This window comes from Nonomuraea sp. JJY05 (assembly GCF_043496855.1).
Classification (GTDB): Bacteria; Actinomycetota; Actinomycetes; order Streptosporangiales; family Streptosporangiaceae; genus Nonomuraea.
The window spans coordinates 113,937-139,059 of record NZ_JBIEIS010000023.1 but is presented as its reverse complement, the minus strand read 5'-3'; the positions used below and the strand labels follow the sequence as shown (position 1 = coordinate 139,059).

General features: G+C 71.6%; 25 protein-coding genes. 13 read left to right on the top strand and 12 right to left on the bottom strand.

Translation table 11 applies throughout. From position 1 onward, the window contains the following. Positions 1-102: 102 nt before the first annotated feature. Entirely contained in the window at positions 103-1,164 is a 1,062-nt protein-coding gene (locus ACFKCF_RS33235) for a hypothetical protein (RefSeq protein ID WP_394499231.1), read from the top strand. Positions 1,165-1,458: 294 nt separating this feature from the next. Next, on the top strand, positions 1,459-1,905 hold the full coding sequence (locus tag ACFKCF_RS33230) for a hypothetical protein (protein ID WP_394499230.1): 447 nt from the start codon (positions 1,459-1,461) through the stop codon (positions 1,903-1,905). A gap of 10 nt (positions 1,906-1,915) precedes the next feature. Here ACFKCF_RS33230 and ACFKCF_RS33225 read toward each other — a convergent pair whose 3' ends face one another. After that, on the bottom strand, positions 1,916-2,611 hold the full coding sequence (locus tag ACFKCF_RS33225) for a TetR/AcrR family transcriptional regulator (RefSeq protein ID WP_394499229.1): 696 nt from the start codon (positions 2,609-2,611) through the stop codon (positions 1,916-1,918). Between the two features lie 102 nt (positions 2,612-2,713). On the opposite strand from ACFKCF_RS33225, the gene ACFKCF_RS33220 reads away from it, so the two are divergent. Together ACFKCF_RS33220 and ilvD are read left to right on the top strand one after the other, a co-directional pair. Then, a complete protein-coding gene (locus ACFKCF_RS33220; protein WP_394499228.1) occupies positions 2,714-3,934 on the top strand; it encodes a saccharopine dehydrogenase family protein in 1,221 nt (406 codons plus the stop codon). A gap of 48 nt (positions 3,935-3,982) precedes the next feature. Further along, positions 3,983-5,632: a dihydroxy-acid dehydratase gene (gene ilvD / locus ACFKCF_RS33215; protein WP_394499227.1), complete on the top strand. Its 1,650-nt coding sequence runs from the start codon at positions 3,983-3,985 to the stop codon at positions 5,630-5,632. A 206-nt stretch (positions 5,633-5,838) separates the two neighbouring features. Here ilvD and ACFKCF_RS33210 read toward each other — a convergent pair whose 3' ends face one another. The 6 genes from ACFKCF_RS33210 to ACFKCF_RS33185 all read right to left on the bottom strand — a co-directional run bounded on the left by ACFKCF_RS33210 (position 5,839) and on the right by ACFKCF_RS33185 (position 11,233). Next, positions 5,839-6,252 (bottom strand): hypothetical protein, encoded by a 414-nt coding sequence (locus ACFKCF_RS33210; RefSeq protein ID WP_394499226.1) that lies wholly within the window; start codon positions 6,250-6,252, stop codon positions 5,839-5,841. Between the two features lie 158 nt (positions 6,253-6,410). Next, a complete protein-coding gene (locus ACFKCF_RS33205; RefSeq protein ID WP_364847704.1) occupies positions 6,411-6,788 on the bottom strand; it encodes an STAS domain-containing protein in 378 nt (125 codons plus the stop codon). Between the two features lie 41 nt (positions 6,789-6,829). Next, a complete protein-coding gene (locus ACFKCF_RS33200) occupies positions 6,830-7,807 on the bottom strand; it encodes a phosphotriesterase (RefSeq protein ID WP_394499225.1) in 978 nt (325 codons plus the stop codon). Between the two features lie 58 nt (positions 7,808-7,865). Further along, positions 7,866-9,278 carry a methionine--tRNA ligase gene (locus tag ACFKCF_RS33195; RefSeq protein WP_394499224.1) on the bottom strand — a complete coding sequence of 471 codons (1,413 nt, stop codon included), beginning with the start codon at positions 9,276-9,278 and terminating at the stop codon, positions 7,866-7,868. 152 nt (positions 9,279-9,430) lie between these two features. Next, positions 9,431-10,681, bottom strand: a complete 1,251-nt coding sequence (locus ACFKCF_RS33190; protein ID WP_394499223.1) for an APC family permease — start codon at positions 10,679-10,681, stop codon at positions 9,431-9,433. An 87-nt stretch (positions 10,682-10,768) separates the two neighbouring features. Next, entirely contained in the window at positions 10,769-11,233 is a 465-nt protein-coding gene (locus tag ACFKCF_RS33185) for a universal stress protein (protein ID WP_394499222.1), read from the bottom strand. Positions 11,234-11,316: 83 nt separating this feature from the next. Between ACFKCF_RS33185 and ACFKCF_RS33180 the strand changes: the two genes are divergently transcribed. Then, positions 11,317-11,682, top strand: a complete 366-nt coding sequence (locus tag ACFKCF_RS33180; RefSeq protein WP_394499221.1) for a hypothetical protein — start codon at positions 11,317-11,319, stop codon at positions 11,680-11,682. On the opposite strand, the gene ACFKCF_RS33175 is transcribed toward ACFKCF_RS33180, so the two are convergent. Beyond that, a complete protein-coding gene (locus ACFKCF_RS33175; RefSeq protein WP_394499220.1) occupies positions 11,643-12,272 on the bottom strand; it encodes a DUF998 domain-containing protein in 630 nt (209 codons plus the stop codon). The genes ACFKCF_RS33180 and ACFKCF_RS33175 overlap by 40 nt on opposite strands. Positions 12,273-12,486: 214 nt before the next feature. On the opposite strand from ACFKCF_RS33175, the gene ACFKCF_RS33170 reads away from it, so the two are divergent. Continuing rightward, positions 12,487-13,461 carry an aldo/keto reductase gene (locus ACFKCF_RS33170; protein ID WP_394499219.1) on the top strand — a complete coding sequence of 325 codons (975 nt, stop codon included), beginning with the start codon at positions 12,487-12,489 and terminating at the stop codon, positions 13,459-13,461. A gap of 15 nt (positions 13,462-13,476) precedes the next feature. Here the strand turns inward: ACFKCF_RS33170 and ACFKCF_RS33165 are convergent, their stop codons facing one another. Next, positions 13,477-14,406 (bottom strand): anti-sigma factor RsbA family regulatory protein, encoded by a 930-nt coding sequence (locus tag ACFKCF_RS33165; protein WP_394499218.1) that lies wholly within the window; start codon positions 14,404-14,406, stop codon positions 13,477-13,479. A 180-nt stretch (positions 14,407-14,586) separates the two neighbouring features. Here ACFKCF_RS33165 and ACFKCF_RS33160 point away from each other — a divergent pair, with 180 nt between their 5' ends. The 3 genes from ACFKCF_RS33160 to ACFKCF_RS33150 all read left to right on the top strand — a co-directional run bounded on the left by ACFKCF_RS33160 (position 14,587) and on the right by ACFKCF_RS33150 (position 17,210). Continuing rightward, positions 14,587-15,138 carry a DUF1707 domain-containing protein gene (locus ACFKCF_RS33160; protein ID WP_394499217.1) on the top strand — a complete coding sequence of 184 codons (552 nt, stop codon included), beginning with the start codon at positions 14,587-14,589 and terminating at the stop codon, positions 15,136-15,138. A 131-nt stretch (positions 15,139-15,269) separates the two neighbouring features. Next, entirely contained in the window at positions 15,270-15,647 is a 378-nt protein-coding gene (locus ACFKCF_RS33155; RefSeq protein ID WP_394499216.1) for a hypothetical protein, read from the top strand. 93 nt (positions 15,648-15,740) lie between these two features. After that, on the top strand, positions 15,741-17,210 hold the full coding sequence (locus ACFKCF_RS33150; protein ID WP_394499215.1) for a DUF2079 domain-containing protein: 1,470 nt from the start codon (positions 15,741-15,743) through the stop codon (positions 17,208-17,210). On the opposite strand, the gene ACFKCF_RS33145 is transcribed toward ACFKCF_RS33150, so the two are convergent. Beyond that, complete coding sequence (locus ACFKCF_RS33145) at positions 17,186-18,283, bottom strand: glycosyltransferase (protein WP_394499214.1); 1,098 nt, start codon at positions 18,281-18,283, stop codon at positions 17,186-17,188. The two genes, ACFKCF_RS33150 and ACFKCF_RS33145, sit on opposite strands and share 25 nt — an antisense overlap. A gap of 38 nt (positions 18,284-18,321) precedes the next feature. On the opposite strand from ACFKCF_RS33145, the gene ACFKCF_RS33140 reads away from it, so the two are divergent. The 3 genes from ACFKCF_RS33140 (at position 18,322) to ACFKCF_RS33130 (ending at position 23,724) form a co-directional block, all read left to right on the top strand. After that, entirely contained in the window at positions 18,322-19,143 is an 822-nt protein-coding gene (locus ACFKCF_RS33140; RefSeq protein ID WP_394499213.1) for a PIG-L deacetylase family protein, read from the top strand. Positions 19,144-19,203: 60 nt separating this feature from the next. Then, complete coding sequence (locus tag ACFKCF_RS33135) at positions 19,204-20,262, top strand: YbhN family protein (protein ID WP_394499212.1); 1,059 nt, start codon at positions 19,204-19,206, stop codon at positions 20,260-20,262. Between the two features lie 66 nt (positions 20,263-20,328). Further along, positions 20,329-23,724, top strand: coding sequence for a BTAD domain-containing putative transcriptional regulator (locus ACFKCF_RS33130; RefSeq protein ID WP_394499211.1), 3,396 nt, complete (start codon positions 20,329-20,331; stop codon positions 23,722-23,724). Here the strand turns inward: ACFKCF_RS33130 and ACFKCF_RS33125 are convergent. Next, positions 23,693-24,214 carry a hypothetical protein gene (locus ACFKCF_RS33125; RefSeq protein ID WP_394499210.1) on the bottom strand — a complete coding sequence of 174 codons (522 nt, stop codon included), beginning with the start codon at positions 24,212-24,214 and terminating at the stop codon, positions 23,693-23,695. The two genes, ACFKCF_RS33130 and ACFKCF_RS33125, sit on opposite strands and share 32 nt — an antisense overlap. Before the next feature lie 150 nt (positions 24,215-24,364). On the opposite strand from ACFKCF_RS33125, the gene ACFKCF_RS33120 reads away from it, so the two are divergent. Then, the gene (locus ACFKCF_RS33120; RefSeq protein WP_394499209.1) at positions 24,365-24,883 is read left to right on the top strand and encodes a DedA family protein; all 519 of its coding nucleotides are present in this window, start codon (positions 24,365-24,367) and stop codon (positions 24,881-24,883) included. Here the strand turns inward: ACFKCF_RS33120 and ACFKCF_RS33115 are convergent. After that, the gene (locus tag ACFKCF_RS33115; RefSeq protein ID WP_394499208.1) at positions 24,860-25,069 is read right to left on the bottom strand and encodes a YegP family protein; all 210 of its coding nucleotides are present in this window, start codon (positions 25,067-25,069) and stop codon (positions 24,860-24,862) included. The genes ACFKCF_RS33120 and ACFKCF_RS33115 overlap by 24 nt on opposite strands. Between the last annotated feature and the right edge of the window lie 54 nt (positions 25,070-25,123).

Sequence of the window (25,123 nt, the reverse complement as noted above, 5' to 3'; positions counted from 1 at the left end):
GCCCTCCCTCCGCCGCAGTCGGCACGCCACCGCACGGCTTCCGGGTGCCGGGGCAGTGTGCCGACGCGCGCTGATGGTGGGCCGGGGCGATACGGTCAAAGGGTGAGCACGACAGCCTTCACCACAGCGATCGCCCAAGCCCGCGACCTCCTCCGATGGTGCTCGCCGCTGAGGACCGAGCTGTGGGCGGCGCGGCTCGCCGCGGATCTCGAGCCGGACCAGGTGGAGCCCTTCCTGCGGCAACTGTCCGAGGACGGCAGCGCGGAGGCGCGACTCACGCTCGCGGCCCTGGCGGCGGTCGACCCGGCCGCTGACCCACACCCCGCTTCCGGATACGGCCCGGCGTCCGATGCGGCACCTGGGCTTGGTGGAGGTGTTCGCGGCGAGGTGGGCGCTGAGAGCCCGGCGGCGGTGAGTGTGTACGTGAGGGCCGCTGACGGCGTCCTGGAGACGCTGCCCGGGTGGGTGCGGCGGATGGGGCGGGTGACGTGTGAGCGCGGCTGGTACGGCAAGGCGGACCCGTACGGCGAGCAGATCCTCGCGGCCCTGTCGTTCCGGTACGAGAACGGCAAGGAGCCGCACCTCCTCGTCGTCGCCATCGACCAGGTGAACGGCGGCCTGGCGGTGGACGCGGCGGTCGAGGAGGTGAAGTTCCTCGACGACCTGGGCCTGCGGTCCGAGGAGCCGGGGGCGGTCGCAGGGCGGGTGCTGGACGCGTTCGAGCTGGGTGACCGGATCATGGGGGCGCTGGTCGCGGACACGCTGCCCGCCGTGCGGCCGGTCGCGCTCTCCAGGGCCCGCGCAGTGCCCGATCTCGTACGTCCGGCGCCCGACGACACCGTGAGCCGGTTCGACAACCTGCCGGACCTCCCAGGGGCGCGGGAGGCGTTCGGGAAGCTTGCCGAGTTCGTGGGCGATCGTCCGCTGTGGTGGAGTCCGGCGCGGGCCACCCAGTTCCTGACCTCCTGGTTGCCCCGGGAGGCCATCCTGTCGGAGGCGGGGATCGCGGCGATGCCGGAGGTGGTGCGGGCCTGGAGCCGGTTCTGCGGAGCGCATCCCGCGGTGCTCGCCCAGGTGGAGGCGGACGCACCCCGGCTGCCCGCCCTCATGGCCGACGAGTCCCTGGCCGGCCTCGGCAAGCGCATCGCCAAGAACCGCCTCTGACGCCGCGGTTCCGACACTCCCAACCGTGCCGGGGAGACGGCACAGCTGCACGGAGAGGCGCAATCCACCGGCGTTCCGGTGATCCACGGCTACGGTTGTGTGGAGGGGCGCAGGCCGTCGATGGCGAAGGTCAGCAGCCGCTCGCCCTGCGCGGGCGTTGTCCGCTCGCCCGCCCACGCGAGCGCGTTGATCAAGGTTTGAAGTGCTCTCCTCCCTGAACCGGCGGGCCTGCCGGATCGCAGCGTCTGCCGCGCCCAGCGTGCGCTGGTGTCTGGCCGGCATCGTCCACCAGTCGTGCAGCAGGTTCCACAGTGCACGGGCCGCGTGCGCCTGGTCGTCGATAAGGCGAACCTGGGCAGGGGTCAGCGCCAGCCGGGCGCGGTGCCCGAACCACCGCTTGTCCAAGGCCAGGGGCCTGGGCAGGGTCCTGGGCCGGGGTGGCGGCGGACTGCGGTCGCGCCACCGGCGGCGCCGGCCGTCTGTGCGTTCGAGCGGTCGTTCGCCGGCGGTCCGTACGGAGTCAGCACGGCCTGGCAGACGGCGTGCAGCTCCGAGGTCTCCGCCTACTGGCAACTGCTCACCGGCGGACCCGGACCGGACGCCGAACGCGCCTTCGCCGACGAGCGCGGGCTGTGGCGCGCCGACATCCCGGCATTGCGCGAACGCCACCCAGGCCTCCTGGACTTCCGCACCTGGCTCGGGAACGGCGGCACCGAGCAGATCCGGGCCCTGCTCACGTGACAGGCCCTGCTCACCTGAGCTGCGCGGACGCGCTGGACAGCAGCATGTCGAGGGCCGTGGGGTAGGCGCTGTCGTTCATCTGGGCGACCAGCAGCGGCGCCGTCGCGGCGATGTTCGGGTGCGTACGGGCGGGCAGCCGGGCGTACGTGGCCCGCCACACCTCCTCGTCCGCCTCCCGCGCCGCCCTGGGCAGGGCCAGCGTGGCGGCGTCGAGGATGGCGAAGGCCAGGCTCTGGTCGATGAACGCGTGATAGATCCGCACCGCGTCCCCGTCCGCGAACCCGGCGCCGCGCAGGATGCCGAGGATGGTCTCGTCGCCGGCCACCTCGTTCGGCCGGCCGGTCACCCGGCTGGCGGTCAGCACCGCGGCCTGCGGGTGCGCCAGGTACGCGTGGTGGATGCGCAGCCCCAGGTCGCGCAGGTCGGCGCGCCAGTCGCCGGTGGGCCGCCAGTCGGCCATCGCGGTGCCGAACAGCTCGTCCGCGATCGCCAGCACCAGGTCGTCCATGCCGCGGAAATAGCGGTAGACCGTGCTGGCGTCCGCGCCCAGGGCCAGGCCCAGGCGCCGGGCGGACAGCCCCGCCGCGCCGTGCTCGCGGAGCATGCGGAGCGCGGTCTCCACGATGAGCTGGTGGGTGAGGACCTGCCCTTGTTTGGTGGGGCGGCGCCGCCTGCGCGCCACCTCCGGCACCACTCGCTTGGCCACGAGTACGTTCCCCTTATGCCAACGCCATTGACGTTGACGAGGCTACCCAAGTTAAATTCTCGACACACCCCCCAAAACAGCATTAAAAGGGGACTTATCGTCATGCGTATCCTTCTCATCGGAGCCGGCGGCGTGGGAACCGCCATCACCCGGATCGCCGCCCGCCGGCCGTTCCTCGACCACATGGTGGTCGCCGACTACGACCTCCCCCGCGCCAAGGCCGCCGTCGCCGCGCTGGGCGAGCAGGCGGACCGGTTCACCCCTGTCAAGATCGACGCGGCCGACCGGGCCGCGGTCACCGCGCTGCTGAAAGAGCACCGGTGCGACGTCCTCCTCAACGCCACCGATCCCCGATTCGTGCTGCCGCTGTTCGACGCGGCCCTCGCGGCCGACGCCGACTACCTCGACATGGCGATGTCGATGTCCAGGCCGCACCCCGACCGCCCGTACGAGGAGGTGGGGGTCAAGCTGGGCGACGACCAGTTCGCCCGCGCCGCCGACTGGTCCGCGAACGGCCGGCTGGCGCTGGTCGGCATGGGAGTGGAGCCCGGCCTGGCCGACGTGTTCGCCCGCTACGCCGCCGACGAGCTCTTCGACGAGATCGAGGAGATCGGCATCAGGGACGGCGCCAACCTGACCGTCGACGGCTACGAGTTCGCCCCGTCGTTCAACATCTGGACCACCATCGAGGAGTGCCTCAACCCGCCGGTCATCTACGAGAAGGACCGCGGCTGGTACACCACCGAGCCGTTCAGCGAGCCCGAGATCTTCGACTTCCCCGACGGGATCGGCCCCGTGGAGTGCGTCAACGTCGAGCACGAGGAGGTCGTGCTGGTCCCCCGGTGGATCCCGGCGCAGCGGGTCACCTTCAAGTACGGGCTGGGCGAGGACTTCATCGGCAAGCTCAAGACCCTGCACGCGCTCGGCGTGGACCGCACCGAGCCGGTCGCGGTCCGGACCGACGACGGCACAGCCAGGGTGTCGCCGCGCGACGTGGTGGCCGCCGTGCTGCCCGACCCGGCGGGACTCGGCGACCGCATGCGAGGCAAGACCTGCGCCGGGACCTGGGTGAAGGGCGTCAAGGACGGCCGGCCCCGCGAGGTGTACCTCTACCACGTGGTGGACAACCAGTGGTCGATGCGCGAGTACGGCTCCCAGGCCGTGGTCTGGCAGACCGCCGTGAACCCGGTCGTCGCCCTGGAACTGATGGCGAACGGAGTCTGGAAGGGCGCGGGCGTGCTGGGGCCGGAGGCGTTCGAGCCGGGCCCGTTCCTGGACCTTCTGGTGGAGTACGGGTCCCCCTGGCGCATGCGCGAACAGTGAGCGCGAGATCATGGAGGCGTAACGACCCGCACGACGAAGGACAGCGCCTTGAGCATCGCCGACGACCCTGACCGCGCACCGGCCCGCTCCCACTTGTACGCCATGGGCTGGTCGGAGGAGGACATGCGCCGCCCGGTGGTCGGCATCGCCTCCACCTGGACCGGCACGATGCCGTGCAACCTCACCCACCGCGAACTGGCCGCCCACGTGGCCGAGGGGGTGCGCGCGGCGGGCGGCACGCCGATGGAGTTCAACACCATCGCGGTCTCCGACAACCTCACGATGCACACCCCGGGCATGCGCGCGTCGCTGGTCAGCCGCGAGGTCATCGCCGACTCGATCGAGCTCATGGGCCGCGCGCACGGCTTCGACGCGCTGGTGGTCATCGTGGGCTGCGACAAGACCGTGCCGGCCGGGATCATGGCGCTCGCCCGCCTGGACGTGCCCTCCGTCGTCCTCTACAGCGGCACGATGATGCCCGGCAGGTGGCGCGGGCGCGACGTCACGATCCAGGACATGTGGGAGGCCCTCGGCGAGCGCGCCGTCGGCCGCCTCGACCAGGCGGAGCTGGACGACCTGGCCAAGCACGCCTGTCCGGGCGCCGGCACCTGCGCCGCCCAGTACACCGCCAACACCATGGGCAGCGTCGCCGACTTCCTCGGCCTGGCGCCGTTCGGGGTGGGTGACATCCCGGCGGTGGCGGAGGAGAAGAACGCCGCGGCCCGGCGCGTCGGCGAGATCGCCATGGAGGCGCTGGCCCGCGACGCCCGTCCGTCGCGGGTGCTCACCGAGGACGCCCTGCACAACGCGATCGTCTCGGTCGCCGCCATGGGCGGCTCCACCAACGCCGTCCTGCACCTGCTGGCCATCGCCCGCGAGGCGGGGCTGCCGCTGCGCATCGACGAGATCGGCGAGGTCTGCCGCCGGGTCCCGATCATCACGGGGCTCAAGCCGAGCGGCGGCGACCACACGGCCCTGGACCTGTGGCGGGCCGGCGGCACCTCGCTGGTGGTGCGCCGCCTGCTGGAAGCCGGGCTGCTGCGCGAGAACGTCACGCTGGTGGACGGCCGCACGCTGGCGGAGGTCGCGGCCGACGCCGAGGAGACGCCGGGGCAGGAGGTGGTGGCGAGCGTGGCGGAGCCGTTCAAGCCGCGTGGCGCGCTGGCCATCCTGCGCGGCTCGCTCGCGCCCGACGGCTGCGTGCTCAAGCTGGGCGGCAAGGACGACTTCCGCCACGAGGGCCCGGCCAAGGTATTCGACTCGGAGAAGGACTGCTATGTCGCCATCCAGGAGGGTCACATCGTGCCGGGCGACGTCATCGTCCTGCGTTACGAGGGCCCCGCGGGCGGTCCCGGCATGCAGGAGATGCTCTCGATCACGGGTCCGCTCGTCGGCCGCGGCCTCGGGGCCTCGGTGGCGCTGGTCACCGACGGGCGCTTCAGCGGGGTCTCGCACGGGCGCGTGATCGGGCACGTGGCTCCGGAGGCGTACCACGGCGGGCCGATCGCGCTGGTGCGTGACGGCGACACGGTGGTCATCGACAGCGCGGCGGGGACGATCGAGCTGGTGGTGCCGGAGGAGGAGCTGGCGCTGCGCCGGGCCTCGTGGCAGCGGCCCGAGAGAGAGGTCGAGCGGGGGGTGCTGACCAAGTACATGGCGACGGTTGCCTCCGCCTCGGACGGCGCCGTCACGGCCTGATCCGGGATCGAGCAGGCGGCGCGGGCCGCTATGCTGCGCAGTGACGTACTCGAGCCGTTGTTAGGAGATTTGCGCGATGTACAAGGAGTTCGCTGTCGAGGCCGTGATGTGGCTCGTTCCGGTCGCGGTGCTGATCGGGGTGGCACTCCTCGTCACCGCGTGAGCCAGGGGCCCAGCCGGGGGTCGGCCCGGCCCCTGGCGGTCGCTCAGCGGTAGTACCTGTACGAGACGTACGTGCTGGCGTAGCGATTGAAGTCGTCCACCCGGTCGATCCAGTTGTTCCAGGCCTCGGCCATCGATCTGGTACGGACGGTGCACGCGCCCCAGCTGACCTTGCGGGCACGGATGGTGCCCACGTAGTCGTAGCACGACCCGACGTTGCGGCCGTTGACCTTGAGCCGGACGTTGAGCTTGACGTTGTAGAGCGTCTTGTACGAGATGTTCCGGATCCGGACCTTGACCGTGCAGGTGTCCTTGCACCGTCCCCAATAGCTCTTGGTACGGATGAGCTGCGCGCCGGCAGTCGTCGTCTCCGATGACGCCGACGCGCCGGCGGGCGCCGCCATGAGCGTGGTCGCGGCGGCCGCGACTAACACCGTGCCGGCAAGGCGCTTGATCATTTTGTCCCCTGGTAAAGAGAAGCCGCTCCCCCCTCTTGGCAGCGGCTCGTGCTTGTCCGACTACTAGCAGGAAGCCGACACTACCAACATTTGGTAAAGAAGATCCGATACGAAACGGTTAACCGTTTATGTCGGCCTTATCCCGCGAGGTCGGCGAGCTACGCGGTGAAGCCCCCGGGCTCGTTGAGCTCGGCGATGGCCAGCTCGGCCGTGGTGCGGATGTCGAAGAACTTGTCGAGCGCGGTGATCGCGAACAGGTGCTTGCAGCGGCCGTTCAGCCCCGACAGCAGCAGCCGCCCGCCCGAGGCGGTGACGGCCTTGTGCAGGTAGACCAGCACGGACAGGCCGGAGGAGTCGCAGACGCTGACCGCCTGCATGTCGATGACGAGCATCGGTGGCTGCGTGAGATCGAGGGCCTTGGTGACACGGTCACGGACCTCCGCGGCGGAGCCGAAGTCGAAGTCCCCCGTCAGTCGCGCGATGACACAGGGTCCCTGGAGTCCGAGGCTTATCGACAAGGCCTGCTCCGAAGTCACCCAGCTCCACCTACCTGCATTGCTTGCCCGATCCGACTACTTTACGAGAAGTATCGCTTCGGGTTGAACACCAGCATCTGCTCAATCTGGTCGTCGGTCACACCCGAGTCCAGCAGTGCGGCCAAGACATCGTCGTGGATGTGATCGTAGCGCCAGTTCGGCGCGAGCGTTGAGCGGGCCTCCTCCCAAGCGCCGCCGAAGTAGTCCATGAAGCAGGCCGTGTCGTGGCTGAGGACCATGCGATCGGCGTATCCGCGCCGGCAGAGCTCGGCGACCGTGGCCACGCGCTGCGCCGTCGGGTTGTACGGATCCAGCCCGAACCGGTCCATCCCCAGCGTCGCGCCCGTGTCGGCCAGGCGCATGAGGTAGTCGAGGTCGTTGCTGTCGCCCGCGTGCCCGACGACCACCTTCTCCAGGTCGACGCCCTCCTTGGTGAACAGGTCGAGCGCGATCGGGCCGCTCTGCGTGAAGGCGTTCGTGTGAATGGTGATCGGCGCGCCGGTGCGCAGGTGCGCCTGCGCGACGGCCCGGCAGATGCGCTCGACGCCGGGCGTCAGGCCCTTCTGCTCGACCACGCACTTGAGGAACGCCGCCTTCACGCCGGTGTCGGCGATGCCCTCGGTGAGGTCGCGGACGAAGTCGTCGACCATCGGCTCCGGAATGTCGATGAACAGGCCGGGGCCGCGGTGCTCGTACTGGTGGGGCAGCTCCTCGAAGGCGTAGATGCCGGTGGCGACCACGATGTTCAGGCCGGGCACCTGCTCGGCGACGCGCTGGATGCGCGGAATGTAGCGGCCCAGGCCCCACACCGTCGGGTCGACGATCGTCCGCACGCCCTTCGCGGCCACCGCGTTGAGCTTGGCGACCGCGTCCGCCACCCGGGCCTCCTCGTCCCACCAGGCACCTCTGCCGTAGTTGTCGAGGTGCTCGGTGGCGAGGACGAACACGTGCTCGTGCATGAGCGTCTGCCCGAGCTCGTCGACGTCTACGGGGCCGCGGATGGTCTGGACGGTGGCCATGGGCGCCTCCATACCGGCTGGTCGGTGTGCGCCACCGTAAATCGCCTCCGGACCTCCGTCAACCAGCCACTCCAGTCGCGGCGAGGCGGCGGAACAGCGGTTCGGGCCGGGGCAGCCGCTCGCCGGCGACCGCCGCGGCCACCCGCGCCGCCGCCGTCGGCAGGAAGGGCTCCAGCTGTACGGCCAGCGTCCGGCACGCGTGCACCAGCGTCCCCAGCACGGCCTCCTGCCCGGGCCGGGGCTGCCGCCACGGCTGGGTCCGCTCGACGTACCTGTTGGCCTCCTCGACGAGCGCCCAGACGGCCGTCGCCGCCCGCCGGAAATCGAAGGCTTCCAGCGCCTCGTCCACCGGCAGCACGGCCAGTTCCTCCCCGGCCGGGGGGACGTGGCCGTCCAGGAAGCGGTGGACCATGGTGACGACCCGGTTGACCAGGTTCCCCAGCCCGTTGGCCAGGTCCTCGTCCGCCCTGGCGACCAGCCGTTCCTCGGTGAAGTCGGCGTCGCCCACGCGCGGCACCTCGCGCAGCAGCCACCACCGCACGGCATCGACCCCGTACGCGTCCACGAGCGCCACCGGATCGGCCGCGTCGCCCGACGACTTGCTGATCTTGCGGCCGCCCACCGTGAGGTAGTCGTGCACGAAGATCCCCGTGGGCAGCGGCTTGCCGGCGGACAGGAGCATCGCCGGCCAGTACACAGCGTGGAACCGGATCACGCCCTTGCCCATCAGGTGCACCTTGCGCCGCTCGGAGACCCACCAGCGCTCATAGTCGTCGCCTTCGAGCGCGGTGACGTAGTTGGCCAGCGCGTCCCACCACACGTACACCACCTGGTCCGGGTCGCCGGGCACGGGGATCCCCCACCCCCGGGCGCGGGCGGCGGAGCGCGAGACGCTGATGTCGTCCAGCCCGGCCTCGACGAACGCCAGCACCTCGTTCCGCCGCGCGACCGGCTCGATCCTGAGCCGCTCACTGCGGATGAGCTCGCTCAGTGCGTCCTGGTAGCGGGAGAGCCGGAAGAACCAGTTCTGCTCGGACACGCGCTGCAGCGGCGCCTCGTGCCCGTCGGGACAGGGGCCTTCCGGATAGAACTGCTCGCAGCCCACGCAGTAGAGCCCCTCGTAGTGCCGCTGGTAGAGGTCGTGCCTGGTCGCCTCCCAGATCCGCTCGACCCCGGCCCGGTGCCCGGGGTGGACGCTCGTCCGGATGAACGAGTCGAACGACAGGTCCAGCGGCCCCCGCAGCCCCTCGAAAGCCGCCGCGTTCCGGTCCACCAGCTCCCGCACCGGCACGCCCGCCGCCTCGGCGGCCAGCACGTTCTTCAGCGAGTTGTCATCGGTCCCGGTCTGGAACCGCACCGGCTCGCCGCGCCGCCGATGGTGCCTGGCCAGCACATCGGCCTGTACGAGCTCCAGGGCGTGCCCGAGGTGAGGTCGGGCGTTGACGTAAGGGATGGTCGTCGTGAGGTACATCAGGTGCCTCCAAGGGGCCCCGGACACGACGAGAGGCCCCGCTCGCAGGGCCTCGACAAGACGTCGCCGACGAAACCCCCTAAGGGGCCATCATCGTCGGCGAGATCGTCATGCCGTCCATGCTAACGACGTCCACCCGCCCGGGCCACCCGTTAGCGCCCGGCGCGGTGGCGGACCAGCCAGACGGCCAGGCCGGCCGCGAAGACCGCCAGGCCCGCCAGCACCGACGCCGGCGGGAGCGTGGCGGCCAGCAGCACGCACAGCCCCAGCCCCAGCCCGGAGACCGGCCGGGGCGGCGCGCCCTCCTCGCGGCCGAGCGTGAGCGCGCACGCGTTGGCGATGCCGTAGTAGACCAGCACGCCGAACGAGGAGAACCCGATCGCCCCCCGCAGGTCGGCGACCAGCAGCAGCACGATCACGGCGGCCCCGACGGCCAGTTCGGCCCGGCGCGGCACCTGCCGCGCCGGATCCACCACGGCCAGCGCGCCGGGCAGGTCGCGCTCGCGGGCCATGGCCAGCACCGTGCGCGAGACGCCCAGCAGCAGCGCCATCAACGCGCCCAGCGCCGCCGCCGCGGCCCCGGCGCCCACCACCGGCGCCAGCCACGGGGCACCGGCCTCCTTGACGACGTCGGCCAGCGGTGCCTGGGACCTGGCCAGCAGCGGCCCGAGCGCGCGCAGCGCGGCCACCGCGACCAGCGCGTAGACGGCGAACGTGATGCCCAGCGCGATGCCGACCGCCCGGGGGATGGTGCGGCCCGGGTCACGCACCTCCTCGCCGAGGGTGGCGATCCTGGCATAACCGGCGAACGCGAAGAACAGCAGCCCGGCCGCCTGCAGCACACCCCAGACGTCGACGTGTGCCCCCGGCAGGGGCTCGTAGGCGAACCAGCCGAACGTGACCGTGTCGTCGCCGAGCAGCCCCGTGAGCACCACCGCCGCGAGCACGGCCAGCACGAACACGACGATCACCCGGGCCACCCCGGCCGATCGCTGCACGCCGTACAGGCTGATCGCCGTCAGCGCGGCGACCGCGCCGACGGCCAGCGGCCGGGCCAGGCCGGGGGCGACGTAGGCGCCGAACGTGAGCGCCATCGCCGCGCACGAGGCCGTCTTGCCGACCGTGAAGCCCCAGCCCGCCAAATAGCCCCACAGCGGGCCGAGCCGCCGCCTGCCGTAGACGTAGGTGCCGCCGGACTCGGGGTAGAGCGCGGCCAGCCGGGCCGAGGAGGTGGCGTTGCAGTACGCCACGACGCCGGCCAGCACGAGGGCCGCCGGCAGCCAGTCGCCCGCGACGGCCGCGGCGGGCGCGAAGGCCGCGAACACGCCCGCGCCGATCATCGCGCTCAGCCCCACCACGACCGCGTCGGTGGTGCCGAGCCGCCGCGACAGCTCCTCCGGCACGCGCCCGCCTCCTCTCCCGCCTCAGGAGGCTCCTACTCTGCCGCATCGGACCGACAACCCGGCCGACGGCGAGGTGAACGCCCGCTGTCAGGTCTCCTCGTCGGCGGCGGGGGCGGGCACGACCAGCACCGGCCGGCCGGCGTGGTGCAGCACCCGGTCGGACGTGCTGCCGAGCAGCAGCGAACGGACCCCGCCCAGTCCCCGCGTCCCCGTCACGATGAGCCGGGCGCCGATCTCGTCGGCCACGTCCACGATCGTCGACCACACCGCCACCGAGTCCGGATCGCACCGCGGGGTGGCGTCCAGGCCGGCCTTGCGGGCGAGCTCAGCGCCGTGCCGGGCGAGCTCCCGCATCGCCTCCTCGATCGCCGCGTCCTCCGTGCCCAGCTGGTCGATCGCCATCATGAGCCCGACGGAGGCCCTGGCCGAGGCCACCGCCGCCCGCTCCCACACCGTCAGCACGACGGCGGACTCCCCCTTCAGGAGCTCGCCCGCGAAGGCGATCGCCGCCTTGGAGTCGTCAGAACCGTCATACGCAATCAAAATCGTCATCTCAGCACTCCCACATCGTGATCGGGCCTTACCTCTTTCCCGAGCAAGCCGTTTCACGCGTGCGTCAGGGGTAGCCGCCCCATATGACCGTTACGCGATTCCACGACCTGCCCCTCGCCCAGCGCGACCGCGAGTGGGACGCCGCCGCGGCGGACAAGCGGGTGCGCAAGTGGGCACACGCCGACGACAAGCCGAACGCGAAATACCGCGAGGCTTTCAGCTGGTACGACGCCGACGACGCCGACGAGTTCGGAGCGTACAAGCTGCCGATCGCCGACGTCGTGAACGGGGAGCTGAAGGCGGTGCCGCGGGCGGTGTTCGCCGCGGCCGCGGTCATGGAGGGTGCCAGGGGCGGGGTCGATCTGCCGAAGAAGGACATCGAAGGCGTCAAGGGGCACCTGGCGCGCTACTACGCCAAGCTGGGCGAGGAGCCGCCCTGGGAGCGCTGAGCCAGCGGCTTGAGCATCGACAGCCCGGCCAGCGCCAGCACGCCCAGTTCGGTGACGACCACGGCCCGCTGGGTCAGCCCGGCCGGGATGTCGTCGTTGGTCAGCGGGATGCCGAACATCCGCACCACGTACGGGACCACGACCAGCAGCAGGGCCCCGAGCGCCACCGCGCTGAGGATCCGCACCGCCCTGGCGTACCGGATCCTGGCCTTGGCCAGCAGCATCCCCGCCGCGGGCATCACCAGGAACGCGGCGAAGGCGGCGTAGCGGTGGATGCCACCCGACAACGACAGCGGCACGCCCGGCCGGTCGGTGGGAAAGGCGCCGATCAGGAACATGCTCGCCCCCCACGCCAGCAGCAGCGCGACGACCCAGCGGCTCATCCCGGCCCGGCGCATCGCCTCGGCGATCAATGCGGAGCCCACCGCGAACAACGTCAGCGAGGCGGGCAGCAACCAGCCGGACGCCTGGAAGGCGTACTCGCTGATGACGCTGTGCAACGGGTCGAGGTCGGATTCCGCGTGGAGGGTGAGCATGGCGCCGCTTCCGGTGCCGATGGCCGCGAATCCGCTGACAAGCAATGCCTTCATGCCTCAAAGCTCGTGGAACGCGGCCTCGCGGAATATCGGAGATCGACCCTGAAGTAGCCTGAACGAACCCTTAATACCTTGGTCGGGAACGACCCTGAGGACACCCGGCCACCTGCGCGGACGTGACCCTGGGTAGGGGCTCCCCCCTCAGGGTGGGTCCAGGGCGCCTGACCCGATTTGACCTGGTGCGTACTCCAGGGGGGAACCTGGAAACATGAAGAAGCGCACTCTCGGGAACGGCGGGCCTCAGGTCTCCGCGCTGGGCCTCGGCTGCATGGGCATGTCCGACTTCTACGGCCCGGGCGACGAGAAGGAGTCGATCGCCGTCATCCACCGCGCACTCGACCTTGGCATGAATTTTCTGGACACAGCCGACATGTACGGGCTCGGGGCCAATGAGGAGCTCGTCGGCCGGGCCGTCAAGGACCGGCGGGACGAGGTGGTGCTGGCCACCAAGTTCGGCGTCAAGCGCGACGGCGGCACCCGCTCCATCGAGAACAGCCCCGAGTACGTCAGGGCCGCCTGCGACGCCTCCCTCCGGCGCCTCGGCGTGGACCACATCGACCTGTACTACATGCACCGCCGCAACAGGAGCGTCCCCGTCGAGGAGTCGGTCGGCGCGATGGCCGAGCTGGTCGAGCAGGGCAAGGTCCGCCATCTCGGGCTGTCGGAGGTGAGCGCGGACACGCTGCGAACGGCCTCGGCCGTCCACCCGATCGCGGCCCTGCAGAGCGAGTACTCGCTGTTCACCCGGGGGCTGGAGGCGGAGATCCTGCCGGCGGCCAGGGAGCTGGGCGTGGCGCTGGTGGCGTACTCGCCGATCAGCCGCGGCTTCCTGTCCGGCGCGCTGCCGCCCGCGGAGGAGCTGCCCGAGGACGACGTCCGCCGGTGGATGCCGCGCCTCGCGGGCGAGAACGCCGAGCGCAACGCCGCGCTGGTCGCGGAGGTACGGAAGATCGCCGACGCCGCCGGGATCACCGCCGCGCAGCTCGCGCTGGCCTGGGTGCTGGCCCAGGGGGACGACGTCGTGCCGATCCCGGGGACGAAGCGGCTGACCTATCTGGAGGAGAACGCGGCGGCGGCCGACATCACGCTGACCGCCGACCAGCTCGCCGCCCTGGCCCGCGCCGTTCCGGCGGACGCCGTTGCCGGCACCCGTTATCCGGACATGTCGGAGATTGAGGCGTAGCCGCACGGGCCCCGCTCAGGCGGGGCCGGGCGCGTCGAAGTAGACGCGGATGGCGGTCGCCCCCGGGCGGGTGTACACGCGTACGAGGTCGCTCAGGAGGTTGACGATCAGCAACCCGCGCGACCCCGAGTGGCGCGGGTCGACCGGGCGGCGGCCCACCAGCGGGTCGGTGATGTGCCCGGCGTCGCTGACCTCGCACACCAGCCGCCCGCCCTCGGCCCAGACCCGGATCGTGCCCCAGCCCCCGCCGTGGTCGAGGCTGTTGGCGCCCAGCTCGGCCACCGTCAGCTGGATGTCGTCGAGCCGGTCGCCGGAGAACCCCATCTCCGCCGCCCGCCGCGCGGCCAGGCCGCGGGCCGCCGACAGGTTGGTGCGGTCGAAGCGCAGCGAGACGAAGTCAGCGGGCTCGTCGAGCGGCCGGTTGTGCGCGGAGACCACCAGCTCGGGCGCGTATTCGGTGCTGGCCCACTCCCCCGAGAGGTCGCACATCACGGGGTGGGTGCGCTCCGCCTCCCGCAGGACCTCGGGCGCGAGCCGGTCGGCGTCGTACGGGCACAGGATCGTGACCCGCCGCCCCGCGAACGACAGGTTGATCAGCGCCTCGTGCTGCGCGGCGGCCCCGTATTCGGTCTCGGTGCGCCCCGGCCAGATCGGCTCGCCGATGATGCGCACGTGCCCGCCGGGATGCCGGTCGGCGAAGTCGCGCAGCACGGCGGGGATGATCCGCCCCGGGTTGCGCCCGGCCTGCTGCATGTCGAGCAGGAGCACGGACTTGGCGTCGTCGCCGAGCTCGGCCTCGATCAGCGCCAGATTCCGGGCCGGGACCGCGACCGCGACCGGCTCGTCCAGGGCCAGCCCCGCGCGGACGAACGCGCTGGTGGCAGCCACATACTCCCGGTCGCCCCGATAGAGGAGCGCCGGGTGCGTGAACAGTTCCGCCAACATCAGATTTCACGCTACCCAAGGAAGATGACTTCACGGCAATCCGGTGGGTACGTAATCGTCGTGAAGCGAATCCGGGTCGTTCGCCGCCCCCGCCTCGTCCGAGGGCCGCTCCCTCTTGATCTCCGCACCCCTTCCGGCCGACAACTCCCGTTCTGAGCGCTGCGCACCTATGCTCAAGATATGTCGCAATCGCAGATGCGAGTGTCCAACGAGGACCGAGAGCGCACCGCGCAGCAGCTCCAGCACGCCTTCGCCGAAGGCCGGCTCACCCAGCTGGAGCTCGAGGACCGCCTTGAGATCGCCCTCACCGCGAGGACCTACGGCGACCTGCTGGGCCTGATCGACGATCTCCCCGTCGACCAGCCGCAGGACGACGTGGTCGAGCTGGAGTCCAAGAACGGCCACATCAAGCGCGCCGGCGACTGGGCCGTCCCCCGGCGACTGCGGGCGGCCTCCAAGTACGGCAGCGTCGAACTGGATCTCTCCGAGGCCGTCATCACCCACCCCGTCGTGGACATCGAACTCGACCTCGCCTACGGCTCCGCCAAGATCATCCTGCCGGACGGCGCCGTCGCGAACGTCGACGCCTTCCGCAGCGACTGGGGTCACGTCCACACCTCCGACGTGCCCGGCAGGCCCCGCGCCGGCGCCGTCCACGTGGTGATCAGCGGCCGGACGAAGTACGGCAGCCTGGCCGTCCGCTATCCACGCAAACGCTGGCTCGCCCGCTGAGACCCGGCGGGCCGTTTCCGGTCCCGTCTTTACGCCGGCTTGATACCCGTGGTGTTAGCGGGGTGCAAGCGACGGTCAAGGGTTGCTCCATAATGTTCCCTTCGTTCGATCAAACCACCGAAGGGCTAGAAATGACTCCCCCTCGCCGTCGCCTGGCCGTCGCGGCCGCGACGCTGACCCTTGCCGTCCTCACGAGCACCGGCTGTGGTGCGCTGGGCCAGGCCGTCGACTGCAACACGGCCGCCCAGGAGGCCACCAAGATCATGAATGAGTGGACCACCACGATCACCAAGAACGCCACCGACACGAAGGCCATCGGCACGGCCTCGAAGGACGCGGCTGCCAAGACCAAGGAGCTCGCGGGCAAGTACGACGGTGACGTCGCCGCCGCCCTGAACGACCTCGCCGCCGGTTTCGAGACCCTTGAGAAGGGCGACCTCGCCGAGGTCTCCGGGTTCACGGGCAAGATGCAGGGCTTCTCGACCAAGATCACCTCCGCCTGCACCTGACGCTGAGCCCGCGGTCGCCGCTCCGCCTGTGGGGGGCAGGACGGCGCGGCGGCCGCGCCACGTTCGAGTGGATTCGTTCTACCCTTGCTGCCCGTGACGGGTGACACTCTGGCGGTGCGACAGGGGGCGTCCGCCGCCGCCTCCCTCTGGAGGATCCGGCTTTCCGGCCATCGCGTGCGTGTGGGCGCCGTCGCGCTCGTCGCCGCGGTGGCTTATGCCGTGCTCGGCCTGGTCAAGCTGGCCACGTTCCGGGCCACGTCGTTCGACCTGGTGATCGTGGACCAGGCGGTGCGCAACTACGCGGCGCTGCGGCCGCCGCACATCCCCGTGCTGGGCATGTTCCACGGGCGGGGCATGGAATACGTGCAGCTCGCCGACCACTTCTCGCCCGTCTACGCGATGCTCGCGCCTTTCTACTGGATCCACGACGGGCCCGAGACGCTGATCGTCGCGCAGGCGCTGCTGTTCGCCGCCGCGATCCCGTTCATCTGGCTGTTCACCCGGCGCGTGCTGGGCGTCGCGCCCGCCTATCTGGTCTCCGTGGCGTACGCGCTGTCGTGGCCCGTCGCGCAGGCCGTCGCGTTCGACGCGCACGAGGTCATGTTCGTCCCCGTGCTCACCGCGATCATGATCGAGCGCTACCACGCCGGTCACCGCCTACCCGCCCTCATCGCGATGATCGACCTCCTGCTGGTCAAGGAGGACATGGGGCTGATGGTGATCGGGGCGGGGCTGTGCCTGCTCGTCCTGGGCGACCGGCTGCGGGGGCTGCTGTGCATGGGGCTCGGGCTGGGAGCCGTCCTGCTCGTACGCGGGCTGGCGATCACGGCCTTCGGCGGCGACTCCAAGGACTTCTGGGCCTACAACCATCTCGGCCCCGACGTGCCGAGCGCGATCCTGGCGCTGCTGCGCGATCCGATCGCGGCCGTGCTGCTGCCGTTCAGCGAGGAGGCCAAGGTCGACACGCTGTTCCTGCTGGTGTGGCCGACGCTGCTGCTGTGCCTGCTCTCGCCGCTGTCGCTGGTGGCGCTGCCGCACGTGCTGGAGCGCATGCTGTCCGACCGCTCCCAGTGGTGGCAGGCCGATTTCCAGTACAGCGCGTTCACCGTGGTCATCCTCTTCTGCGCGGGCGTGGACGGGCTGTCCAGGCTGCTGCGCTGGATCAAGCGCACCGACGACACCTCGCTCAAACTCGCCTGGGCGACGGCGGTCTGCGCGGTCGCGCTCACCCTGGTGCCCAAGTTCGCGCTGGACCAGCTCTACCATCCGCCCTTCTACCAGGAGCCCAAGGCGGCGGCCGCGGCCGAGGCCGTGAGCAAGGTGCCCTCCGGGGTCACCGTCGAGGCGGTCAACTCCGTCGGCCCCGCGCTGACCTCCAGGACCACCGTCCTGCTCTGGACGGCCCAGTCGCACGGCGCGCCCTGGGTGGTGGCCGACACCTCCCGCTGGGAGTTCCCCTTCGGCTCGGCGGACGAGCAGCGCGCCACGGTCGACGCGCTGCAGGGCCAGGGGTACGCGAAGGTGTTCGAGCGCGACGGCTACGTGGTGCTCCGGCGCGGCTGAAGCGCCTCCGCGTAGGCCCGGTCGAACCCGGCGAGAACCGACGGCCACGAGCCCGCCGCCGGACGGGTCGCCCGGTTGTGCGCGGCGATCGACTCGCGCAGCGGCGCGTCAGTGCAGAGCCGGGCCACCGCGCGGGCCAGGTCGCCGAGCGTGTGGCCGAGCAGCCCCTCCGTGCCGTCCGCGACGAAGTCGGCGACCCCGCTCTGCGCCCTGGCCACCACCGGCAGCCCGGCGGCGCGGGCCTCTAGGGCCGCGATGCCGAACGACTCGCGCGGCGCGGGCGCCACGAACACGTCCGCCGACTCCAGCACCTTGGCGATCTGCTCCCGCGTGTAGCGGCCCGGCAGGGAGACCCAGCCGGCCATGCCGTGCCGGGCGAGAAAACGTTCCATCTGGCCGCGAGCCGGTCCGTCGCCGACGATCGTGGCGCGCATGGGGATCCTGGCGGGCACCCGCCGCCTGGCCGCCTGGAGCAGCCTCAGCAGGCGTACGGGCTGCTTGCGGGGCGCCAACCGGCCCACGGCGACGATGTGGACCTCTTCCCGCCGGTCGCGCGTCCCCGGAACCGGCGCCCAGCCCGACAGGTCGAGGCCGTTGGAGACCACCCGGACCGGCACCTCGGGCCCGGCCACGGCGCGGATCGGGACCGCCGCGGCGTTGCTGACCGTGGTCGCCACCAGCCGCCACCGCTGCCAGCCGAACGCCAGCCGCAGCAGCCGGTAGAGCGCCCGCGTGACCGGGTCCCACATGCTGTGCACGGTCACCACGCACGGCAGCCCGGCCCGCGCGGCGGCCCGCACGCCCATCCAGGCGAACGGCGAGACCGCCCCCGTGTGCACGTGCACCACGTCGGGGCGCAGGGACGTGAGCCGGCGGGTGAGATGCCCCACCCCGAACGGGTGAACGGGCAGGTCGAACGGCATCCTCGCGACGATCCGGTGGACCCCGGGCAGCGGCTCGCCCCTCGTCGCCGTGGCCACGGAGACGTCGTGTCCCGCCTCCCGCTGCATCCGCACGAGATCGGCCACCTGGACCTCGATCCCTCCGAGTCGCGGCAGGTAACAGTCGCTCACGTGAAAGATCCGCACCCCTCCCAGACTAATCTGGGCGTGTGCCTCCACGTACCGCAGTGTTCTTTCACGCCCACCCTGACGACGAGGCCCTGCTGACGGCGGGCACCATGGCGATGCTCGCGGCCGAGGGACACCGCGTGGTGCTCGTGGTGGCCACCGCGGGCGAGCGCGGCCTGGCCGAGATGGAGCCCGGCGAGGCGCTCGGCGAGACCAGGCTCAAGGAGCTCTACGAGTCGGCAGCGCTGCTGGGCTGCGCCCGCGTGGAGTGCCTCGGCTACGGCGACTCTGGGCTGAGCCCCAAGGGCGGCATCGCCGAGGAGCGGCCCGACAACGCCTTCATCGACGCCGACACCGAGGCGGCGGCCAAGGCGCTGGCCGCGATCCTGCAGGAGGAGGAGGCCGACCTGCTGGCGATCTACGATCCGGCGGGCGGCTACGGGCACCCCGACCACGTGCAGGTGCACCGGGTGGGCAAACGGGCGGCCAAGATCGCCGGCACGGAGATCGTCCTGGAGGCGACGGTCAACCGCGATCCGCTGGTCAGGCTGCTGCGGCTGGCGGGCCGGTTCTACAAGTTCCCGCCGGAGTTCGACGTACGGACGTTCGAGAGCGCGTACTCGTCGAGCGAGACGATCACCCACCGGGTCAACGTCAGGAAATACACCCGCCAGAAACGCGCGTCCATGGCCGCGCACGCCTCCCAGGCCAGCGGCGGCGACAGCGACCGCACGCTCGCCGTGATGCTGAAGGTCCCCCGCCCGCTCTACCGCCTCGTCTTCGGCACCGAGTGGTACGTCCGCCGCGACCTGCCGCCGGGCACCCGGCTCACGCATCCCTTCGACCGGTGCCGAAAAGAATGAGCACGAAATGATTCCTCCGGAGGAGGACCCTCGTCCGGCGACCCGTCAGACTGGACCCCGATGAAGAACAAGTGGCTCCAGATCACGCTGTCCGTGCTGTCGCTCGGGCTGGCCGTGCTGCTCGTGGTCTACCTTCCGCAGATCGTGCGCACGCTCACCGGCAAGCCCGTCTCCTGGCACGAGATCGGCCGGGTCTTCGGCACGCTCGGCGGCGGCGAGATCACGCTGATGACCGCGCTGTGGCTGCTGAGCCTGCTGGCGTACACGTTCGTGCTGACCAACTCCCTGCCCGGCCTCAACAACCTGCAGGGCCTCACGCTCAACGCGGCCGGCAGCGCGGTCAGCAACCTGCTGCCCTTCGGCGGGGCGGTCGGCGTGGCGGTGTCGTACGCGATGACCAGGGGCTGGGGCTTCTCCACCCGGTCGATCGTGGTCATGACGCTGGTCAGCGGCATCTGGAACACGATGTTCAGGTTCATCCTGCCGGCCGTGGGGATCATCGCGCTGCTGGCGGCCGGCGAGGCGCCCAACGCCACCGTCGCCAGGGCCGGCTGGACGGGCGCGATCTCGATCCTCGTGCTCTGCGCGATCGTGGCCGTCGCCCTCTACTGGGACCGCGCCGCCGTCGTGCTCGGCCGCGCGCTCGACGGCGTCAGCCGGCTGCTGCGGCTGAAGATCCACGCCTCGGACGCGTTCCACAAGCTGCGCGCCGACACCGCCGGCGTCGTCCGGACCAGGTGGCCCGGGCTGTCGCTCGCCATGGTGTTCTTCCTCGGCTTCCAGTGGTCGATCATGGCGGTGTGCCTGCACGCGACGGGCGCCTGGCCGGGGTTCGCCCAGTCGATCGCCGTCTTCGCCCTCTCCCGCGTGCTCACCGCCATCCTGATCACGCCCAGCGGGGCCGGGATCATGGAGGGCGGCGTGGTGCTCCTCCTCACCGAGGGATTCGGCGTCGGAGTCGCTCCGGCCACCGCGACCGCACTGCTTTTCGGCTTCTGGACTTACACTATCGAGATCCCGTTCGGCGGCCTGGCCCTGGGCGCATGGGCGTTCCTGCGCAGGCGCAACGGCCGGAACGCCGGCGCGGAGCCCCCGTCCGCGATCTCGAAGGCCCAGTAGTGACAATCCCAAACCCATCAAAGACCTTGTGCGTGATTCATAGGCCCGCATAGCGTGGCGGCTGACATGGTGGCGTTCCGAGTTCTGGGGCCAGTCGAGGCGTACGAACACGACGACGAACTCGACCTCGGCGGGTTGCGGCAGCGGGCCGTCCTCGCCCGGCTTCTCGTGGCCAGAGGTCAGGTCGTGCCCGTTGACACGCTTCTTTACGATCTGTGGGATGACGACGGGGCCAAGGGCGCGCAGTCGGGCCTGCAGGTCTACATCTCGCGCCTGCGCCGGGTGCTGGAGCCCGGCCGCCCGCGCGGGGGGCCCAACCGGCTGCTGGTGACGGTCGCGTCCGGCTACGCGTTGCGGGTGGCCCCCGACCAGGTCGACGCGCTCAAGTTCGAGCAGCTCGTCCGCGCGGCGGGCGAGCACCTCGAAGAGGGCGATCCGCAGTCCGCCCGAGGCCGCCTGGAGAAGGCGCTGGGCCTGTGGCGCGGCACTCCCTACTCCGACTTCGCCGACCAGTCGTGGGCGGAGGCCGAGGTCAACCGGCTGGCGGAGCTGCGTCTGGTGACGCGCGAGCGGCACGCCGACACCGGGCTGCGGCTCGGCCTGCACGCCGAGACCGTTCCCGACCTGGAGGCGCTCACCACCGAAAACCCGCTGCGCGAGGAGGGCTGGCGGCTTCTGGCGCTGGGCCTCTACCGCTGCGGCCGGCAGGGTGACGCGCTGGCCGCGCTGCGCCGGGCCAGGAACATCCTGGCCGACGAGCTGGGCATCGACCCGGGTCCCGCGCTGCGCAAGCTGGAGTCCGACATCCTGGCCCAGTCCCCGGAGCTCGACCTGGCCGTCCCCGCGCGCCCCGCGCGGCCCGCCGCGCCGGTCACCGACACCTGGCCGCCCAGGCCGGCCGCGGCCGTCGAGCCGCCGCCGCTGGAGCCCGAGCCGTTCGTCGGCCGCGACGCCGAGCTGGCCAGGCTGACCACGGCGGCCTCGCGCACCGGCCGGTTCCAGGTCGCGATCGTGGCCGGGGTCGCGGGCGCGGGCAAGACCACGCTGCTGCGCCAGCTGGAGAGCAGGCTCGGCACCGACGGCTGGATCACCGCGTCCGGCGCGTGCCCCGACTCCAGCGCCACCCCGCCGGGCTGGGCGTGGGTGGAGATCCTGCGCACCCTCACCGGCGTGACCGGCGCGGGCGAATACGCGCAGCTGCTCGCGCCGCTGCTCGATGACGCCGCCCCCGATCCCGACGAGGACGAGGCGTCCGGCGGCTTCCGGCTGCACCGCGCGGTCGGCGGCTACCTGGCCGGGGTCGCGCGCCGCGCGCCGGTGCTGGTGACCCTCGAGGACCTCCACTGGGCCGACGACCAGACGCTCGCCCTGCTGCGCGCGCTGCCGAGCCTGCTGGCGACCAGCCGCGTGCTGCTCGTGGTGACGTGCCGGGAGAGCGAGCTCGACGACCGCCAGTCCGACGTGCTGGCCGCCCTGGCCAGGCTGGGCCCGGTCCGCGTGGGCCTGTCGGGGCTCGACCCGAAGGCCGTGGCCGAGCTGGTCAAGGCGACGTGCGTACGCGACATCGACGAGGAGGCCGTCGAGTCGATCGTCGAGCGCACGGGCGGCAACCCGTTCTTCGTCCGCGAGACCGTCCGTCTGCTCGACTCCGAGGGCGCGGCCGACCGGGCCAGCGCCACCGAGGTGCTCTCGCAGGTGCCGTCCGGAGTGCGCGACGTGCTGCGGCGGCGCATCTCGCGGCTGCCGTCGGGCGCGCAGCAGATCCTGCTCCAGGCCGCCGTGATCGGCCGCGACGTCGATCTCGACGTGCTGATCGCCGTGTCGGGCGACGAGGACGCGGTGATCGAGGCCGTGGAGGCGGCGCTGCTGGCCGGGCTGGTGACCGAGCCGGGGCCCGGGCTGCTCAGGTTCGACCACGACCTGGTGCGCGACACGATCTACTCCGACGCCTCCAGGCTGCGCCGCACGAGGCTGCACGCGGCCGTGGCGGCGGTCATCGAGCAGCACACCCCGTCCGACGTGGCCGCGCTGGCCCACCACTACTTCCTGGCCGACGCGGCCGGGAAGGCGGTCCACTACGCGGGGCTGGCGGCCGAGCAGGCCGAGCGGCGCTTCGCCCACCGCGAGGCGGCCACCCTGTGGGAGCAGGCCATCGCGGCGTTCGACCGCTCGCGCGACGAGCAGAGCGGCGCGCAGACGCCGGAGCGCAGCAAGGATCGCCTGCGGCTCATGCTGCGCCAGATCAGGGCGCTGGCGCTGTGCGGGGACATGCACGCGGCCCGGCTGCTGCGCCGCCAGGCCATGGACGCCGCGCTGCCGCTGGGCGACCTGGAGATGACCGCGAAGGTGGCGGCGTCGCTGGCCGTGCCGCACAAGGGCATGGCGCGCGACTTCACCCGCACCGCGTGGGAGATCGTGGACGTCACCGAGAAGGCGCTCATGGAGCTGCCCGAGGGCGAGCAGCGGCTGCGGGCCAGCCTGCTGACCACGCTGGCGCTGGAGCTGGAGGGCTCCTCCTCGCCGGAGCGCGGGCGCCAGGCGTCGCTGGAGGCGCTGGAGCTGGCCAGGCAGAGCGGCGACCCGACGCTGATCGCGGCGGCGCTGAGCGGGCGGCTGCGGCAGTCGTACGACATCCCCGCCGTGGACACCCGGGAGAGCATCGGCAGGGAGCTGCTGGAGGTCGCGCAGCGCTCGGGGCAGATGGCCACGCAGGCGCTGGCCCACCTGGTGCTGCTGGAGTGCGCGGCGGCCAGGGGCGAGTTCGCGGCCGCCGACGAGCACGCGGCCGCCGCCGACCGCCTGGCCAGGCAGTACGACCTGTCGGCGCCGGCCGCGGTCGTGGTCTGGTATTCGGGCCAGCGGCTGATGATCGCCGGTGACTACGCGGGCGCCGAGCGGGCCTACCGCGAGGCGGCCAGGATGACCGCGCGGGCGGGCATGCTGGAGGGCCGCCAGGACCTCCCGCTGATCACGGCGTTCTGCCTGCACCTGGTCGACGGCCGGGCGGCGGAGATGGTCGACCTGCTCGGCGAGAAGCACCAGCGGGGCGCCAAGTGGACGCTCGACGCGTACGCGCTGGCCCTGGCCTCGGCCGGGCACCTCCAGGACGCCAAGGCCGTGGCCGCCACCCGCCCGCCGGTGCGGCCCGACTTCCTCTACGAGCTGGCGATGACCTGGCGGGCGCTGGCCGGCATGCTGCTCGACGACCGGGAGCGGATGGTCGACTGCTACGACAAGCTCAAGCCGTTCGCCGACCGGGTGGCGGGCGCGGGCACCGGCGTGGTGGCGCTGTGGCCGGTGGCGCTGACGCTGGGCGACCTCGCCGTGCGCCTGGGCCAGCCGGACGCCGCCCGCGACCACTACGAGAAGGCCCTGGAAGTGGCCGAGCGGGTCGGCGTGCCGCGCTGGGTGGAGGCGGCGCGACGCTCGGTCAGCAGCTCACCTGGAAACGGTCGCTCGTGACGGTCTTGAGGCCCTTGGCCGACAGCTCGACGCGGTACCAGCCGGGGTCGCCGGAGATCTCGGGCCGCCACTCGACGGTCTCCGCGGCGCCCATGAAGCCGTCGTAGTCGACCAGATACGTGCGCCACGACTTGGTCGAGGGGCTCCAGCGGGTGAGCTTCCAGCCGTAGTGCACGCTGCGGCCGGGCTCGGGGCTGACGAGCACGCTGCGCGCGACGAGCGGTCCCGAGCAGGCGCCGGCCAGTCCGCCGAGGGTGACCTCGCCGGGCTGGGCGGCCGGGGCCAGCTCCTCGGCGACCGGGGCCAGTTCCTCGGCGACCGGGACCTCGCGGGCCGACAGGGTGATGGTCGTCACGGCGGCCGGCGTGTCGCCGGCGGCACTGTAGGCGGAAAAGCCGATGTACGCGCTGGTGAACGCCAGGGCGGCCACGAACAGCTTGGCCGCGTTCGCAGTGCCGCTCGCCAGGACGGCCGCGCTTCTCGACGCCATCTTCAACACCCCTTTTGCCTCACCCATAGAGTGAGCTCGGGTGGTTGAGTCCTGGTTGTCGGCTGGTTGCGGTGGCTTGCAAGCCGATATGGCGAAAGCTTGCAACTTGAACTAAGGTAAGCCTGACCTAAGGCTTGGGAGGGGTGGGACATGACCGGCATCGCCGATCCCACGAGGCCTTATTGGCTCGGTCTGCCTTACTGGCTGGTGGGCGCCATCCTGATCCTGGCCCTGTTCGGCGCGTTCCAGGTCTACTACTGGGTCGGGCGCAGGCTCGGCGTGAAGCTCTACGACTCGCGCGTGGGCGCCCGGGTGGGCCGCGAGCGCATCGCGAAGATCGAGCACGTCGTCGAGAAATGGGGCGCGCTGGCCGTCTACGGCTGCTTCTGGGTGCCCATGCTCCGGCACACGCTGCCGTGGGTGGCGGGGGCGCTGCGGGTGTCCTACCCCTGGTACGTGGTCGCGAGCGCGCTGGGCTGCCTGACCTGGGCGCCGATCTGGTGGTTCGGCATCACGGCGCTCGTGTGGGGCTGGCTGGAACTGGCCGCGCGCTCACCCGTCACGGCGGGGGTCGTGGCCGTCCTGGCCGTCGCGGCGGCGTTCTGGCTGGTGGTGCGGCGCAGGAGGAAGCGGCGCGCGGCCTCGTCAGAGAAGGCTCTGGTCTCCTAGGCCCCGCCCGGTCCGGTCCTCGATGACGGCCTCGGGAGCGTTCCTGCGCACCGTCTCGATGCCGTTCACGCAGGCGGCCTTGCTCGGGTAGCCCTCGCCGACCGCGAGTGTCTGCCCGTTGTTCGCCACGAGCGCGAAGCGGAACCCGCCCTGCCCGTCCTCACTGATCACGAACCTGCCCGCCACGGCCGCTCCTCTCTAACCTGGCATTGATTTACCCCCATCTGATCTGGCTTTATG